General features: G+C 57.5%; 16 protein-coding genes, 1 tRNA gene and 2 pseudogenes. 12 read left to right on the top strand and 7 right to left on the bottom strand.

From position 1 onward, the window contains the following. Positions 1-36: 36 nt before the first annotated feature. The 3 genes from SINAR_RS0122150 (at position 37) to SINAR_RS0122140 (ending at position 1,566) form a co-directional block, all read left to right on the top strand. The gene (locus SINAR_RS0122150) at positions 37-459 is read left to right on the top strand and encodes a secondary thiamine-phosphate synthase enzyme YjbQ (RefSeq protein ID WP_028001104.1); all 423 of its coding nucleotides are present in this window, start codon (positions 37-39) and stop codon (positions 457-459) included. A 27-nt stretch (positions 460-486) separates the two neighbouring features. After that, positions 487-891: a ketosteroid isomerase-related protein gene (locus tag SINAR_RS0122145; protein ID WP_028001103.1), complete on the top strand. Its 405-nt coding sequence runs from the start codon at positions 487-489 to the stop codon at positions 889-891. A gap of 318 nt (positions 892-1,209) precedes the next feature. Next, positions 1,210-1,566, top strand: a complete 357-nt coding sequence (locus tag SINAR_RS0122140; protein WP_028001102.1) for a hypothetical protein — start codon at positions 1,210-1,212, stop codon at positions 1,564-1,566. Positions 1,567-1,661: 95 nt separating this feature from the next. Here the strand turns inward: SINAR_RS0122140 and SINAR_RS0122135 are convergent, their stop codons facing one another. Further along, positions 1,662-2,450 carry an SIMPL domain-containing protein gene (locus SINAR_RS0122135; protein WP_028001101.1) on the bottom strand — a complete coding sequence of 263 codons (789 nt, stop codon included), beginning with the start codon at positions 2,448-2,450 and terminating at the stop codon, positions 1,662-1,664. 144 nt (positions 2,451-2,594) lie between these two features. Here SINAR_RS0122135 and SINAR_RS0122130 point away from each other — a divergent pair. The 3 genes and pseudogenes from SINAR_RS0122130 to SINAR_RS1000000138505 all read left to right on the top strand — a co-directional run bounded on the left by SINAR_RS0122130 (position 2,595) and on the right by SINAR_RS1000000138505 (position 3,944). Continuing rightward, positions 2,595-2,670: transfer RNA gene (locus SINAR_RS0122130), tRNA-Ile, on the top strand. A 133-nt stretch (positions 2,671-2,803) separates the two neighbouring features. After that, positions 2,804-3,595, top strand: a pseudogene (locus tag SINAR_RS01000000133780) (IS3 family transposase); the annotation flags it as partial. Continuing rightward, positions 3,495-3,944 carry a tyrosine-type recombinase/integrase gene (locus SINAR_RS1000000138505; protein ID WP_084617590.1) on the top strand — a complete coding sequence of 150 codons (450 nt, stop codon included), beginning with the start codon at positions 3,495-3,497 and terminating at the stop codon, positions 3,942-3,944. The pseudogene SINAR_RS01000000133780 and the gene SINAR_RS1000000138505, both read left to right, overlap by 101 nt. 126 nt (positions 3,945-4,070) lie before the next feature. Here SINAR_RS1000000138505 and SINAR_RS01000000133775 read toward each other — a convergent pair whose 3' ends face one another. Together SINAR_RS01000000133775 and SINAR_RS0122115 are read right to left on the bottom strand one after the other, a co-directional pair. Next, a complete protein-coding gene (locus SINAR_RS01000000133775; protein ID WP_050577537.1) occupies positions 4,071-4,850 on the bottom strand; it encodes a hypothetical protein in 780 nt (259 codons plus the stop codon). Then, positions 4,850-5,338, bottom strand: a complete 489-nt coding sequence (locus SINAR_RS0122115) for a Panacea domain-containing protein (protein WP_028001100.1) — start codon at positions 5,336-5,338, stop codon at positions 4,850-4,852. Before SINAR_RS0122115 ends, SINAR_RS01000000133775 begins: the two co-directional genes overlap by 1 nt. A 218-nt stretch (positions 5,339-5,556) precedes the next feature. Between SINAR_RS0122115 and SINAR_RS01000000133770 the strand changes: the two genes are divergently transcribed. Both SINAR_RS01000000133770 and SINAR_RS0122105 read left to right on the top strand, forming a co-directional pair. Further along, the gene (locus tag SINAR_RS01000000133770; protein WP_033057538.1) at positions 5,557-7,740 is read left to right on the top strand and encodes a DEAD/DEAH box helicase; all 2,184 of its coding nucleotides are present in this window, start codon (positions 5,557-5,559) and stop codon (positions 7,738-7,740) included. Then, positions 7,737-8,414: a DUF2290 domain-containing protein gene (locus tag SINAR_RS0122105; RefSeq protein ID WP_028001099.1), complete on the top strand. Its 678-nt coding sequence runs from the start codon at positions 7,737-7,739 to the stop codon at positions 8,412-8,414. The genes SINAR_RS01000000133770 and SINAR_RS0122105 overlap by 4 nt, the downstream gene beginning before the upstream one ends. A gap of 147 nt (positions 8,415-8,561) precedes the next feature. Here SINAR_RS0122105 and SINAR_RS0122100 read toward each other — a convergent pair whose 3' ends face one another. Next, a complete protein-coding gene (locus SINAR_RS0122100) occupies positions 8,562-9,872 on the bottom strand; it encodes a hypothetical protein (RefSeq protein ID WP_028001098.1) in 1,311 nt (436 codons plus the stop codon). Positions 9,873-10,123: 251 nt separating this feature from the next. On the opposite strand from SINAR_RS0122100, the gene SINAR_RS0122095 reads away from it, so the two are divergent. Further along, positions 10,124-10,762 carry a recombinase family protein gene (locus SINAR_RS0122095; protein WP_028001097.1) on the top strand — a complete coding sequence of 213 codons (639 nt, stop codon included), beginning with the start codon at positions 10,124-10,126 and terminating at the stop codon, positions 10,760-10,762. A gap of 224 nt (positions 10,763-10,986) precedes the next feature. Then, positions 10,987-11,505: pseudogene (locus tag SINAR_RS1000000135675) on the top strand (metallophosphoesterase family protein); the annotation flags it as partial. Here SINAR_RS1000000135675 and SINAR_RS1000000137885 read toward each other — a convergent pair. Next, entirely contained in the window at positions 11,410-11,664 is a 255-nt protein-coding gene (locus SINAR_RS1000000137885; protein WP_050577536.1) for a hypothetical protein, read from the bottom strand. The pseudogene SINAR_RS1000000135675 and the gene SINAR_RS1000000137885 sit on opposite strands and share 96 nt — an antisense overlap. A gap of 272 nt (positions 11,665-11,936) precedes the next feature. On the opposite strand from SINAR_RS1000000137885, the gene xth reads away from it, so the two are divergent. Next, positions 11,937-12,740, top strand: coding sequence for an exodeoxyribonuclease III (gene xth / locus SINAR_RS0122085; protein WP_028001096.1), 804 nt, complete (start codon positions 11,937-11,939; stop codon positions 12,738-12,740). After that, positions 12,727-12,951, top strand: a complete 225-nt coding sequence (locus tag SINAR_RS0122080; protein WP_028001095.1) for a hypothetical protein — start codon at positions 12,727-12,729, stop codon at positions 12,949-12,951. Before xth ends, SINAR_RS0122080 begins: the two co-directional genes overlap by 14 nt. Before the next feature lie 379 nt (positions 12,952-13,330). Here the strand turns inward: SINAR_RS0122080 and SINAR_RS0122075 are convergent, their stop codons facing one another. Both SINAR_RS0122075 and SINAR_RS0122070 read right to left on the bottom strand, forming a co-directional pair. Beyond that, positions 13,331-14,266 (bottom strand): MBL fold metallo-hydrolase, encoded by a 936-nt coding sequence (locus tag SINAR_RS0122075; RefSeq protein ID WP_028001094.1) that lies wholly within the window; start codon positions 14,264-14,266, stop codon positions 13,331-13,333. Continuing rightward, positions 14,263-15,063, bottom strand: coding sequence for an SDR family NAD(P)-dependent oxidoreductase (locus tag SINAR_RS0122070; protein WP_028001093.1), 801 nt, complete (start codon positions 15,061-15,063; stop codon positions 14,263-14,265). The genes SINAR_RS0122075 and SINAR_RS0122070 overlap by 4 nt, the downstream gene beginning before the upstream one ends. Positions 15,064-15,069: the final 6 nt, after the last annotated feature.

The raw sequence follows: 15,069 nt of genomic DNA, 5'->3' as shown, positions 1-15,069 counted from the left end.
GGGCCGCAGCACCGGCAGAGCAGGCGGAGGGGAAAATTGGCGCAGACCGTGGTCGCCATATCGACGAAAGGGCAGGGGCTTTACGAGTTTACGGCCGAGGCTGCCCAATTCGTGCGCGCATCCGGCATTGCCGAGGGACTGCTCACGGTTTTCGTCCGCCATACCTCCGCTTCGCTGATCATTCAGGAGAACGCCGACCCGGACGTAAAGCGTGACCTCCATGCTTTCTTCCACCGGCTGGTGCCGCCATCCTCCGATCCCACCATGCGCTGGATCGTCCACACCATGGAGGGGCCGGACGACATGCCGGCCCATATCAAGGCGGCCCTCACGCAGGTTTCGCTCGGCATTCCCGTCATGCAAGGGCGCCTGGCGCTTGGAACCTGGCAGGGGCTTTACCTCTTTGAACACCGTGACCGGCCGCACCGCCGCGAGATCGTCCTGCATCTCGGCAGCTAGAGCGGGGAGCCTAACTCGGAGGAGAGAATGACAGACGCCCAGACGATAGCCAGCCGTTTCATCGAAGCCCTGAACGATCGCGACTTCGAAACGCTTTCGCGCCTCGTCGGCGAGGACGTTGCGTTCGACTCGCTCACCGGAGAGCGAACTCTCGGCGCCGGCGCGCTCAGAAGCTGGATGATGCACTATTTGCGCCATTTCGACGAGAACTTCGGCGACGTCGTGTTGATGCGGGACGCCGCCGGCCAGCGCGTGGCGGCGGATACGACCGTCCGCGGCATTTATCGGGAGACGATGGCCGGCTTCCCCGAAGCCTCCGGTCAGGCCTATTCCGTTGCGAGCGTCTTCGTCTTCGAGATCGATGACGGGGTCATCGCGCGTCTCAGCCACTATCGCAATATCCTTCTCTTCAAGCGGGAACTCGCGGGCTAGAGCCTTTCCGGGAAAAGTGCGCAACGGTTCTCGGTGCGGAAGTGCGCGGTCTCGGACAAGGGGCCTTTCGTCGTTCAATGAAACGGTGACGATCCGAGTCCGCTGTTCGCGGGCATTCCCCCCCCGTTAAATCGATTGAGTGGCCTGCCGGAAAGCGTCGCGGGGCTGAACCGGCTGCTGCGCATCGGAGGGGTGATCAACCTGAATACCGCATGAACGGAGGGTTCCGGTGCCGTTCAGTTTGGCCGGACTATTGTTGCCTCAATCGCCAACAAGAACCGCGCAAACAGAACCGCTTCGTCACACCGGAGAAAAGCCATGAAGAAGTTCCTCGTTAATGCCGCCGTCGCTGTCGTGATCGGATTGACCGGTCTGGCTTCCACGGCTTCCGCCCAGTCGCTTACCTTGGAATTGGGTCCGGGTGGCGGCGTCCACTACCGCGACTATGACCGCTACGACGATTGGCGCGATCGCCGGCACTATGACCGCCGTGACCACCGCGGCCGCTGTTCACCCGGCCTCGCCGTCGACAAGGCACGTGACCGTGGTCTTCGGCGCGCCTATGTTGCCGACGTGACGCGTCGCCGTGTCGTCGTCGAAGGCCGCCGCCACGGCTACCGCCAGGCGATCGTTTTCGCCAACGCCCGCGGATGCCCGATCATCGGCCGCTGGTAAATCCTCGAATTTCCGTCTTGTCTCCCCCGGCCGACGGAAATGGAGCCCTCACGCCCTGGCGTGGGGGCTCTTTGCTTATGCTTCGGATCGCACCGTTACTGATTGACGGCGAATGTCACGTTGACGGTGACGGTGTAGGCATTCTCGCCGGTCGCTATCGGAACCGAATCGGCGGCAAATTCCTTTGCCATGCTGCGAACCACGGGGATCGGTTCGGGCCGGGAGGGCTGTTCCGAGATCTCGATCAGGCGGCCGAGCGAGACGCCCGCCGCTTCGGCCAGAACCCTCGCCTTATTGATGGCATCGGCGACTGCGGCCTTGCGGGCCTCGGTGATCACGGCGTCCGGCTTGTCGTTGGTGAACTCGATCCCGCCGCCCTGATTGACGCCGAGGCTTACGGACTTGTCGAGGATTTCGCCGAGTTGCCCGAGATCGCGCACGCGCACGCCGACGCCGTTGACGACCTGATAGCCCACCAGTTCCGGCGGCCGGTTGCCGCCGTCATTGTTCGGCGGGTAGTGATATTGCGGATTGATCGAGAAGCCGCTCGTCTGCAGGTCGCGCTCGGCGATCCCCGCCTGCTTCAGAGCGGCGAGCACGTCGGCCATCGCCTTGTTGTTGGCGTCGAGCGCTTCGCGTGCAGTCTTGGCGTCCTTGACGACGCTGAGCTGCAGGACCGCCATATCCGGAGCGGTCGTCGAGCGGCCTTCACCGGAGACCTTGATCACCGCCTGACGGCCCCTGACGCCGTCCGGGCGCCCCTTGCCATCCCCCTTGCCGGCGGCGGCGTTGTCCTGCGCGGCCGCCGCGGCAACGAAGGCGCCGGTCAACGCGGCTGCAACTGCGGCGACACGAACGGTGCGGGCAATGCGTGTAGAAGTCATCGACGTTTCTCTCCGGTTGTTTGTCGTCGATTCCATGCTTACCGATTGTGTAGCTATTGCGGCAATGGCTTGTCGGCAAAAAGGTTTTACGCTAGAGCCTGACAGCGGACTGCCATTGGTCCGCAACCGCCGACGACAACGGCAGGGCCTGTAGCTCAATGGTTAGAGCCGGCGGCTCATAACCGCTTGGTTGGGGGTTCGAGTCCCTCCGGGCCCACCATTTCCTTTTAAAATCAAAGGCTTAAGGGTGGATTTTCCACTTTTTTTGGCAAACTCTGGATCATTTCCGATTTGCATCTGGAATTCGGTGTAGCTCGCCGCGAATTTCCGGAATTTTGACAACCAAACCCGGTGACCTTCGCGAGCGAATGAAGGCGCTGGCACATGAACGCCGCCGCTTCGGATATCGACGCCTTCATGTGCTGCTCCGGCGCGAGGGACACCTTGTGAACCACAAGAAGCTCTTCCGGCTCTATCGGGAGGAGAAGCTGATGGTGCGCAAGCGTGGCGGCCGGAAACGAGCGATCGGCACAAGAGCACCGATGCTGATCCCGATGGCAGCCAATGATCGTTGGTCGCTGGACTTCGTGGCGGATCAACTCACCGATGGGCGCAGGTTGCGGATTCTGACCGTTGTCGACGATTGCACCAGGGAATGCCTGGCACTCGTCGCCGACACATCACTTTCCGGTCTGCGGGTTGCCCGTGAGCTTGACCGGATTTTCGAGGAGCGTGGCAAGCCGAGGATGATCGTCAGCGACAACGGCAGCGAGTTCACCAGCAACGCGATTTTGCAATGGACGGATCGGAGCAAGGTGGATTGGCACTACATCGCGCCGGGCAAGCCGATCCAGAACGCCTTCATCGAGAGCTTCAATGGGCGGCTGCGCGACGAGCTCCTGAATGAGACGCTCTTCTCGTCACTGGCCCATGCTCGATCAGCGCTTTCAAACTGGCGCGGCGACTACAACGATCACCGACCCCATTCCGGTCTCGGCTGGCTGACACCTGCCGAGTTCGCTCAGACCATCAACCCGCGACGTGATGCGGTGCTGCGCAGCCGGCACGGCTCCGCACCGCAACCCGCCGCTACCGCCCCGAATACAGCAACCCAAAACCGCTGGAGCGAACTCAAAGCTGGATAAAACTTGGGGGCAAGGTCAGGAGCAAAAGAAACGGGGGACAGAGCGCCTCTTTCCCGATCTAAGGCGTGATAGCCGGGGATATTACTCGGATGGCTTCCAGAAGTGGTTTTCGCGCCTGCTTGAAAAGCAATCCGCCTCCGAGGAGCGAACGTCGTTCCATTCTTTCAGACACAATTGGCGTGACGCAATGCGCAACGCTGGCGTTCCCCAAGAGAGGGTACGCCTGATTGGAGGATGGAAGAGAACCGCCACTGATGAGCAGTATGGCTCGAACTTACCGCTTCAAGAGGTGCGCAAAGAAATCGCGAAGATCACCTATGCCGGAGTGAAATCGCTCGGGGCTCTATGATGTCAATTCGGGGACCCGGTCCGGTCCATTCGGTTAAAAGCAGCGCGCCAACCTGGAGGGAACTAGGTGCAACCTGTTGCACTCTCCACTTATGGGAACATCTAGTATCCAAATGGCGCACGCCAATTAGTCGTCATCGAACGACAATAAATCGCGCTCCGCGTGGACAGAGGGAACCTCATCTTCGACAGGTTTCCGCCTCGCTGCCTCCGCCATCTCTTTCAGAATGATTGCTCGGGCAGCTTCGCGAGCTTCGAGGAAGACCTCAACCGCTTCGCTCAATTCTCTGTCTGTTAGCAGGCGATAGTCTCCCCGATGCCAGACTTCAGCTCGCCTTTTGGTTTCTGCACCGTCGTCGGTCTTAGGAAAGAACAGAAACTCCGCCGGCGACTTTTGATAGTCGGTAAGCGAGAGAAATGCATCTTCGCAGATTGTTACCAACAGTCGGCGTTGGTGCTCGTTGAGTTTAACTTCGCTCCAACCACATACGAAAAGTGGAAGAAATTGTCCCCGCTCCCGAATTATAGAGAGTGGGGCAACTGGCACCGCGATATCCCGCGATATTCTGAACACTTCTCTCTCGAACTCCACCGCGTTGCGGGCGGCATATCCCCGAGCCTGATCGTGCTCGAAGAAGGACATGACAAGCTCTTCGTTCTGCTTTCGGCCCGCCGGTGGACCAACGCGCTGAACCGCCTTCAATGCAGTGCCCATCTCAATGCCGAGTTGGAGGCGGTCTTTAATGGCCGCGTAGCCGGGCGCATACGTGAAAGGCGGAGCACCTTTGACGAATGAGACGATAGATTTCGTTGTCCGAACAACGTCATCGTGAACAAACCGAACCCAATTTGGTCCAGAAGGCGGTCTATCGATTTTGGCGAGGAGTTTTGCGTAATCAACTGCCATTAGTGCTTAACCGCCTTTCCATACCAATCCTTTATCAATTCGTCGGATATTCGCATCGAGGCATTCGTCACCGTCTCATGGTTCCAAGTTTGATCCCAAGGACCACCTTGAACGTGAGATTGCGCGACTAACGCGCTTGGTGTCATGGATATGTACCGTTTAGTCAGTTGAGTTAAAAACGCTTCCTCTTCCCGGCTGAAGTTGTAGAGAGCTTTCCGCTTTTGCCCGCTTGCTGGATCGAGATAGCTTGCTCTGCCCGCAATTCCAGAACTACCGTACTCCTTAAATTCCCTGTAAAGCTCACGGAACACTGGTCCGTGTGTCCAAGCCTCAATTTTCGCGCTCACGAGGGGCCGCGAAAACGCGACGAGAAAATCGGCGTGCAGGAAGTACACGATCTTATTTATGTGCAGATTGGAGACCTCGCGGTGCTCTGCTTCCGCAATATCTAAAACGAAATTGGCGACTGCACGAACATCATACGACATCTAGGGCAAATACCATTTTCTCGTTTTGTTCGCAACGCGCCTCAGGCGTTATCCCCCAACAGCCGCATTGTCTGAGCCCGGAGCTTAATCTGTATAAGACGTTCTGCCTGAGTTGAAGCGATCATGTCATCCCAATATGGTGGCGGCAGCGATAGCCCGAACGGTCCAAGCAGGTGCCCCGGGGTTTTGTGACGCGGAACAGCCATGAGGACGCCCCGGTGGATGATGAGCTTGAAGTAGTATTCGGTTCCAGCGCGCAAGGTGAGCGCGAAACCCGCCTTCGAGAAGCGCTGGTCAACGCGGGATTACATGGGCACCTGTATTTCTCCTACCCTGTTTACGAGGCAGTGGATGACATCACTCGGTCCGACGCACTGTTGACGTGCCGAGAACACGGAGTGGTAATGTTTGACCTTACTGCACCGCCATATGATGCTCAGAATGTTGAGGAGTGGCTGGCGACCATCGCAGCGCGGCAGGATGAGCTGTATCGTAACCTTAGTGCAAAGATGCTTTCCAATAAGGACCTGATGGCGGGCCGTGCGCTAGGCTTTCCAATCAATGTCGTGACCTTTCTTCCTCAGGTTCCTGACATAGCGACGCCGGAGGAAGTCTATCTGGCGGACGGAGAAACCCTGATTGGCGTCCTAGAAACGTTCCCTGAACTACCGTTGAAGTTCGAGCGCCCAATCAATGCTACAATTCAGCGCGTTTCCACCATCAAACCAACGCGCAGGCGGGAAAACGTTACGTCGGCGCACTCATACGGCGGCAAGCTCCGAACCATTGAAGCAAATGTTGCAAATTTGGACGCATGGCAAAAGAAGGGGGCCATCGCTTACCCGGAAGGCCCACAGCGCATACGCGGGCTTGCCGGATCAGGCAAGACTATCGTTCTCGCCCTCAAGGCGGCTTACCTGCACGCGCTCCATCCCGAATGGGACATTGTCGTCACGTATTACAGCCGGTCACTTCGGCAGCAGTTTAAGGATCTTATCCGCAGGTTCATGTTTGAGCATAAGAAGGATGAACCAAACTGGGAAAAGTTAAAGATAATGCACTCCTGGGGCGGCAAGTCAGAGGAGGGCGTCTACAGCGAACTAGCCCGTGCAACTGGGATAGAGCCGGTCACTTGGGGCGAAGCAAATCGACGCTATGGTGACCTGTCATTCAAGGGTGTCTGCGATGAGGTTGAGAGCGCAATTACAGCAAGACAAGTTGATAGTCCGCTCTATGATGCCGTTCTGATAGATGAAGCACAGGATCTACCGGTTTCGTTCTTCCGTATCGTTTATGCGTTCACGCGTGCACCAAAACGGGTAATCTGGGCCTACGACGAACTCCAAAATCTCGGCGAATACAGCATGCCGAACGTGTCCGAATTGTTCGGTGTGGATGCTCACGGACACCCTCGTGTGCAACTGGAAAACGTTCCTAATCGACCACCACACGACATTATTTTGCCCGTGTGCTACCGAAACACGCCTTGGGCACTCAGCACAGCGCATGGGCTGGGTTTCGGAGTGTATCGACGCGTAAGCCCGAACGAACCAACACCACTTGTGCAGATGTTCGACGATCCGGCCCTCTGGAACGAGATCGGATACGAGGTCACGAATGGACATACTCAGCCCGGCGAACAAGTAACATTGAGGCGCCGGCCCGAGTGCTCACCCGACTTTTTTGCAGACCCCGCGAAGCGGCTCATAGAGCCAGAGGATGCTGTACAATTTTTGGTCTTCGACGACATTCCGCGTCAGGCTGAGTGGGTGGCCGCGGAGATAGCGCGGGATCTGGCAGAGCGAGAGCTGCAACACCGCGATATTCTGATTATTTTGCCGAACGCTTGGACGGCAAAGTCAAATGCGGGTGTTCTGACTTCCGCTCTGCGAGTGCACAACATCCCGGCTCATTTGGCGGGGGTGACGTCGAGCCAAGATGAAATGTTCGTAGATCGCAGTATCGCCATCACACATATTTTCCGAGCCAAAGGAAACGAAGCGGCGATGGTGTATGTCGTGAACTCTCACGAGTGCTATACCGGTTTTCAGCTGGCGAAGAAACGCAACACGCTTTTCACGGCGATGACCCGTTCTCGTGCGTGGGTTCGGGTTTGTGGTGTAGGCTCTGCGATGGTCGCTTTGCGTGAGGAGTTTCAAGCAGTCGTGGCCGCAAACTATGGCCTGTCCTTCCGCTATCCCACCGCCGAGCAAATTTCTAGACTTATGCGAATTCATCGTGATCGTTCCCCGAACGAACAAAAGAAACTTACTCAGGGCATTGATGGTTTTTCAGAGATCCTCGATATGATTGACCGCGGAGAGCTAGCTCCCGACCAACTTCCCCCTGACTTGTTAGACAAACTCAGGAATATTCTCGGACAGGGCCCTTCAAACGCATGAGCGCGGTAAATTTTCACAGAGAGCTTTCCGAGCTCGTGGAATTATTATCGGCGAACGATCTCGTCCTGGCCCCCAATTCTCACAAGATCGTGGACATGGCAGATGGGCTACGCTTGGTCACATGGAACTCAGTGCAGAGCGAGTGGTCGCCAGCGCGATATGGCGAGACGAGCCTGTCGGAGTATCTTGAAATCATTCGCGGCAGGGAATTTTCAGCCCTGCTCATCGATGGCGCCATTCTACAAGTTAGCTACGTCTTCCAAGGCGCTCATGTCCGGCGGCATCGTGCCACTTACATCCCCTGCCCAATTCATTTCGAAGCGGACGAGCTTCGAACCTCGGATGGCGACTTTCTTCCGGTTGAGGACTTTATAGACATCTTAGGTGAGACGGAATTGCGGACGAGGACGAGAACGCGGCCAACATTTCGCTTTGAGTATGACCCAGAGAATGCAGGCGAGAACCACCCATCAAGTCACCTACACATGGGGAAATCACGATGCCGTGTTCCTGTAAAGGCTCCGCTAAAGCTCGCGCAGTTCTCTCGGTTTGTTTTCAAGAATTTATATCCTGAGGAGTTCGCTTCGATAGCCGATTGGCAGGTGCCGCCGCCGGCAGCGTTTGAAGCAACAATCTCGGAGCTAGAACGAAGCGAGCTTCACATCGCCTTTTAACATCCCGCGCTGTCTTAGTAAGTATTGCCCCAGCGAGAACTCTGGCGGCTTGTTGGCCATTGTACTGTGATCTGGCACCTTTTGCACCGATCTACCATTCAGCTTCTAACGTTGCTGCAAAAGGCTCGTTACGTCACAATTCGCGGTCTACTCAAAAATCTTCGCAGCGCTCAACTGCTCCTTAACGATCTGCGCTGCTCTTGCCATCCATGCTGTATCGCCGAGTTTGTCGGCTACGCTGGACATGCTTGTAGCACTTTCGACCGCCAGTGCTAGCAGCGAGACCATGACAATATTTGAGATCACTTTTGACGTTTTGTCGGATGTTCGAGAAATCGTTTGATCCAAGAAGTTGCTGCCGTAGTCGAAGATCTTCGAAACGAGGTTCTCAATCGTTCGGATCAGAGCATAAGCGGCTCGCTTTGATGTGTTGCGCGGGTTTGAGACGAGGGCTTGCAGCATTGCAATGGTTCTTGGCACTTCCGGATCAACAGCTTCAGGCGAGGCGGAGAGATGTAGGATAATGTTTTCCGCTGTAGCAGACGCATTTCTAACGTCGTCCTCGTTCAACTCCACCAAGGCTGCATTCTCAGTAAACTGAGCCCATTCCGGAAACTGTGCTACATATAAGCTAATATTGGTGGAGTGTGCCTGGAGCATCCCTAATATAGCATCGGGGAGTTCATCGGAAAACTGATTAAAAACGGCTTCACAGCCAATATTCATAATTCCGAGTTGTATAATATCGTTTTGATCTGCCAATTTCGATTGCAACGCCTCCATGGTTTCGAGAAGGCGATGGTCGCAATTCGTGGCGCCAAGATGCTGAATAAGCTTTCTGCCACGTTCAATCATAATCTCTCGGGCTGAGTTTACATTATTCAGATCCCGTGCTCTGGATTGTGCATTTTGATGGGCGATTTGTAGGCGCCCGTCGGCCACTTCAAACTGCACGGGCGCTATCTTCTGGCGGGGAACGATGCTGCGAAGCTGCGCGGCCGCTTGCTTCACTTCCCCGCTCATTTTATCAACGAGATCGGGTTCGCTTGCCTCCACTATAATCCTGATGAAGGCTCGCAATGCATCAGATACAGTTGCGTCATCGTTGTCAGTAATTTCTGGAACATAGAGCGAAGGGCGTGCAGGCCCAGTAGGGACCATACGAAACTTTACTGAAGCAAGGTATTTCTGAAATTCAATGCTATCTTGCAATGCGACTGCTTCATGCATGAGGCGTTGCGCATATAAAGAGGAAAGTTCCGCCGACAGCCGTTGTCTTCTCGCCGGCAGACGGAACTGATTGAGGATATATCGGAGACCTTCAACGCGCATCGAAATGCTTTGCATTGCATCAAAATCGTCCGATTTCCGCACGTCTAGGCGCCGGTCTATCGTCTGCCTGATAGAAATGATTATATCAAGCAAATCGCGCCTAGTTTCCGAAAAATCGCCCGCCATCTCTTCTCCCCAAAAATGCACTCAGCGTCTTGTGAATGAAACAAGGGAAAATCGCAAGCCGCTGTGATCTTGCAACTCGCCTTTGTAGGAAACTTGAACCTGCGAAGTCGGGTTATTCTCGCCTGTAGGAATTGGTCTACTTAGTGTGTGCCGTAACTGCACCGCCTCAGCGCTGGTTCACTATTATCCTTTGACTATTCAAAATAAGCCGCCATTATGTGAACCACGTAAAGTGAACCATGGGGCAATTGATGCTTGTACGAGCCTACCTTCGCGCTTCAACGAACGAACAAGATGCCAGTCGCGCCCGTGCGCAGCTTGAGGCCTTCGCCGAAAAGCGAGGCTTGATCATCGCCGCGACCTATGTTGAGAACGAGAGCGGTGCGAAGCTGGCTCGACCTGAACTATTCCGCCTGCTTGCAGATGCTCGCCCCGGCGACATCCTCCTAATCGAGCAGGTTGACCGCCTTTCCCGTCTGACCGCTGAGGATTGGCAGAAATTGAGACGCGAGCTCGATGCTCGGCAAGTTCGTGTCGTGGCGCTGGATCTACCGACGTCTTGGATGCTCGCTTCCTCCACCGACGACTTCACGGCGAGGATGTTCAGCGCAGTTAATTCGATGATGCTCGACGTGCTCGCCGCCGTTGCCCGTAAGGACTACGAGGATCGCCGCCGCCGACAGGCGCAGGGTCAAGCTATAGCAAAGGCGGAAGGGCGTTATCGCGGCCGCGCCGAGGACGTGACGCGGAACGCTGGCATCGCCTCGATGCTAAAAGCCGGAATGTCGTGGTCGCAAATACAGCATGCTACCGGGGCGTCCCGTGCAACAGTTGCAAAAATCTCCAAGCGTCAAGCTGCTGCACAGCCTCACCCGTCTGAACACCGCTGATGCGACGGCAGTCTCCCGAACGAAGCTCTCGGGATAGCTGATTTGCGCTGTCTCGCAAATCTCGATGATACCTCTTCCCTACGTTTGTAAGCCTTTGACATCTTGGCGATCTCGCGTCAAATAGATGGTGGAGTGGTACGTGTCGCTCTCGGGGGTAGTAGCCCGTCACAACTAGGATCGGTGTCCTGAAAGACACGCGCGGCATCGCCCCCAGCATCGAATGGTTGGCGGCCAACATTCGTTCCTCGATGCCCGTCGTGTTCACGGCAGGGAACCATGAATACTATGGAGCCTCCGTGCAGGAGAGCATCCGCGACGCGCGCTTGCTGCGTGATCGCTATCCCAACGTCCACTGGCTCGAAAACGAGGCGGTGGATATCGGTGACGTCAGGTTTGTTGGGGCAGCCCTGTGGACCGACTTCCGCATCAACCGCGGCGATCCCGAACTTGCGATGGCGGCCGCCCAGAGCGGAATGAACGATTACCGGAAGATCAAGTTTTCCAGGCTGCCCTATCGGAAGTTCAAGCCGATCCATGCCTATCGAATGCATCATGAGTCTAGGGCGTTTCTCAAATCCGCACTGGCGGTGTCCTCGGCTGGGAAGACGGTGGTCCTAAGCCATCACGCTCCATCTACCCGGTCGATGTCACCCGAGTTCCACGGCGATCCGCTGTGCGCCTGCTATGCCTCCGATCTGGAAGAGGTCATCGTCGAAGGACGGCCGGCGTTGTGGGTGCATGGTCACGTCCATCAGAAGGTCGACTACCGGGTCGGTGAAAGCAGGATCGTCGCTAATCCGCGCGGATATCCGGGAGAGGGGACGGCCTTCGATCCGCGGCTCGTCATCGAAATCCAGGACGGCCCGCCCAACGATCGACCGCGGCTCCGCGCGACGGTGCATGAGCAGACCAAAGGTGTGGCTTGGCCAGAGGTTTGTAACTTTTCGGCTTTCCGTGCGTTCTGTCCGGCGACCACGACGACCGGAGGCATTCATGTCGAAGCGCGAACTCATCGATACCGGGACCGACAAGCGCTACGTGCGGCGCGACGAAAGCGGGAAGTTCAAAGAGTCGGTGGATGTCGGCCGCTCCCTGTCCTCAGACAAGAAACAGAAGGCGAAGCACGATGCCAAGCCCGGCCAGGGCGACATGGGCGATCGCAAGAAATAGGTCCGTGAAGATCGCCACCTACAACGTCAACGGGGTGAATGGCCGTCTGGATGTCCTGTTGCGGTGGCTGGAGGAGGCGTCGCCTGATGTCGTCTGCCTTCAGGAACTGAAGGCACCAGACCCGAAGTTCCCCGTCAAAGCTATCGAGGCTGCCGGATACGGAGCGATTTGGCACGGCCAGAAGAGTTGGAACGGCGTGGCGATCCTCGCCAGAGACAGGGAGCCGACGCTGACGCGCAAGGGCCTTCCCGGTGATCCGGACGATACCCACAGCCGCTATATAGAGGCAGCGATCGATGGCATGGTGATCGGCTGCCTCTATCTGCCCAACGGGAATCCCTATCCGGGACCGAAGTTCGAATACAAGCTGGCATGGTTCGAGAGGATGACGGCTTACGCGGCAAAGCTGCTGGAACTCCACGTGCCGGGGATCCTCGCTGGCGACTACAACGTCATGCCGACGGAACTCGACGTCTACAAACCGGAGCGTTGGGTGAACGACGCGCTGTTCCGCGTCGAGGTCAGAGACGCTTATCATCGCCTGCTTGAACAGGGCTGGACGGATGCCCTCCGCCAACTTCATCCTGGCGAGCGCATCTATACCTTTTGGGACTACTTCCGAAATGCTTTCGTCAGGGATGCCGGCCTTCGCATCGACCATTTCCTGCTCAGCCCGGATGTCGCCCAGAGGCTTTCGGATTCAGGAGTCGACAAGCATGTCCGCGGATGGGAGCACGCAAGCGATCACGCGCCGACTTGGATCGAACTTTCAGATGACCTACGGAGGACGACCGATGACGAAGGATGACTGGCGCGCCGACCTGCGCCTCGGGCTCGAAAAACTGGTCGACGCCGCCGTCGTTGTCGGCGCGCGCCAACCGGATGTCTTCACCGCCATTCTTGACGAGGTTGGACACCTTCGGACCGCCTACGAACGAGACCCTGATCCCGCCGAAGACGTCGGCGAACAAGTCATCGAAGAACCGTCCAACAATTGGCCCGCCGCCGACAAAGACTGAGTGAAATTCGAGAATGATCCAGCACGGACCCATACTGGGCGTCGCCGGTCAGAACGGGATTATAGAGCCGCGCCGGGCTGGAAACCGAAGAGGCAGATGGCGGCAGCGACGGCCAACTCGAAGGAGTTTGATGCTTCACGCCAGTGAGGGCGCGAGTGACTTCCTCGTCTTCGGCACGGTCCCCTGCGCATCGTTCTCCGCCGTGTCACTTCTTCACAGCTCGGTTTCCCGCCATCCAAGACACGGGCGTTCGGGATTTCGTGGTGGGCGTCTTCCACCGGGAGAACTGGACCGTCGGGGGAGCATCGGATGAACTTGATGGGTATGAGCCGCATGATCTCGTGGACTCCGGGCCGCGCTGCACACCGGGAGTGACGTCCTATGCCTTCACGAACGCATATCCGCTCCCGCGACGCTCCGCATACCCGATGCCTGGATACGCCCAGTGGTAGCCGAGCATCCGCAACTTCTCGGACGCAGCCCGATCCAAGAGCATTTGCCTGCTTTTGAGCGCGGTCTCCGCATCGCTGTCGAAGCCGAAATACCATGAAGGATGCTCGAAGAAGATGACATCATTGGTGCAGGCGTCCCCTGTGACTAGGAGGTTCCCGTCGCCGGCGAGTTCGATTGAGATGTGACCTGGCGTATGGCCTGGGGTGTCAACGACCAGCATGCCAGGTACGATCTCCTCGCCCGGTTTGACGAGTGTAAGTCGATCCCGCACGGCGAACAGGTCGCGCTGGGCCCCCTGCGCGAAACCGTGCAGGACTTGAGGCATCTTGGCTTCGAAGTTCTTGTCGGTCCAGAAATCCCATTCGGCCCGGCTGACGAAGTAATGGGCATTGGGATACAGAACCTTGGCGTCGGAGGTGGTCGTCGCGCCCGCGTGATCGGGATGGGCATGGGTGAAGACGACCTTCGTTATGTCCTCCGGTTCGATACCGAGGGTCTTGAGGTTGGCGGCCAGTTTCCCGGCGCTTGCCTGGAAGTTCGTTCCTGAGCCGTTGTCCACCAGCATCAGGTCGTCTCCGTGGCGGATGAGTGGAATGTTGGCCTGAACAGGCGCGCCTTGGTCGTCGCCGCCGAGCCTCGGCAGTATCACCTGCCGCTCCTCGGGCGTGGCGTCCGGCAGGAGTATTTCGGCCGGCAGTGTAATGAAACCGTCACTGACGACGGTGATGTCGAACGCGCCATGCTTGAACCGATGGAAATCGGAGGCGTACGCGGTTGGCGGAAGCATTGCGGCCGCGGCCGCCGCGGCGCTGGCTGAGAGTAGGTCGCGACGCGTCAGAAACACTGCTCTTGGTTCGCTCATCTCGTCTCTCCTCCCGGCCGATACCGCGCAGCCGCATGTTTCAGTGAGAGGTGCGGCCCGAGGTCTCGTCTTGTCCTTTCATGCTGCTCCCAGAGTTCGCTGTCGGCGAGCGAAGGGATCGTCACCAACTCCCCACGATCGAAGCCAGCTAGGGCCGCATCCACCATCTCGCCCGCATCCATCATCATGCCCGCGGGGATCGCGCTGATGTCGATGCCGGCTCTGTCGAATATTTCGGTGCGCGTGAAGCCGGGAAGCACGGCTTGCATTCGGACGCCGTGCGGCTCGAGTTCTGCGGAAATCGCCTGTGTGAGAGCAAGAACGAACGCCTTTGTCGCGACGTAGGTCGCGTTGAAACGCTCGGGCATCAGCGCCACAACGGAAGCTATGTTTACGATCGCTCCATTGCGGCGGCGCGCAAAGGTGTGCGCCGCCGTCGCGGTCAGGGAATGCAGGACGTCGACGTTGAGCTGGACCATTTTGCTGAGTCCGTTGGGGTCCGATCCCAGCAAAGCGCCGCTCGGGCCGATGCCGGCACAGTTCACCAGCAGGGAAATCCCGGCGTCCTCGCGAAGCTTCGCTAGGACCCGTTCCAGATCGGCCGCGCTGGTGAGGTCTGCCATCAGAGGAGTGACGACCACGCCGTGTTCGCCCGACAGACGGTTGGCTAGTGATTTCAGGCGGTCGAAGTCGCGGGCGACGAGAATGAGATCGTGACCCCGGCGAGCCAGACGTTCGGCGTAAACCGCGCCGATGCCCGATGAGGCTCCGGTGATAAGTGCTGTTCCTTGTGTCATTTTGCT

The organism is Sinorhizobium arboris LMG 14919, assembly GCF_000427465.1.
GTDB lineage: Bacteria > Pseudomonadota > Alphaproteobacteria > Rhizobiales > Rhizobiaceae > Sinorhizobium > Sinorhizobium arboris.
Note: the sequence above shows the minus strand (reverse complement) of the source record. Positions and strands in the feature narration are given on the sequence as shown.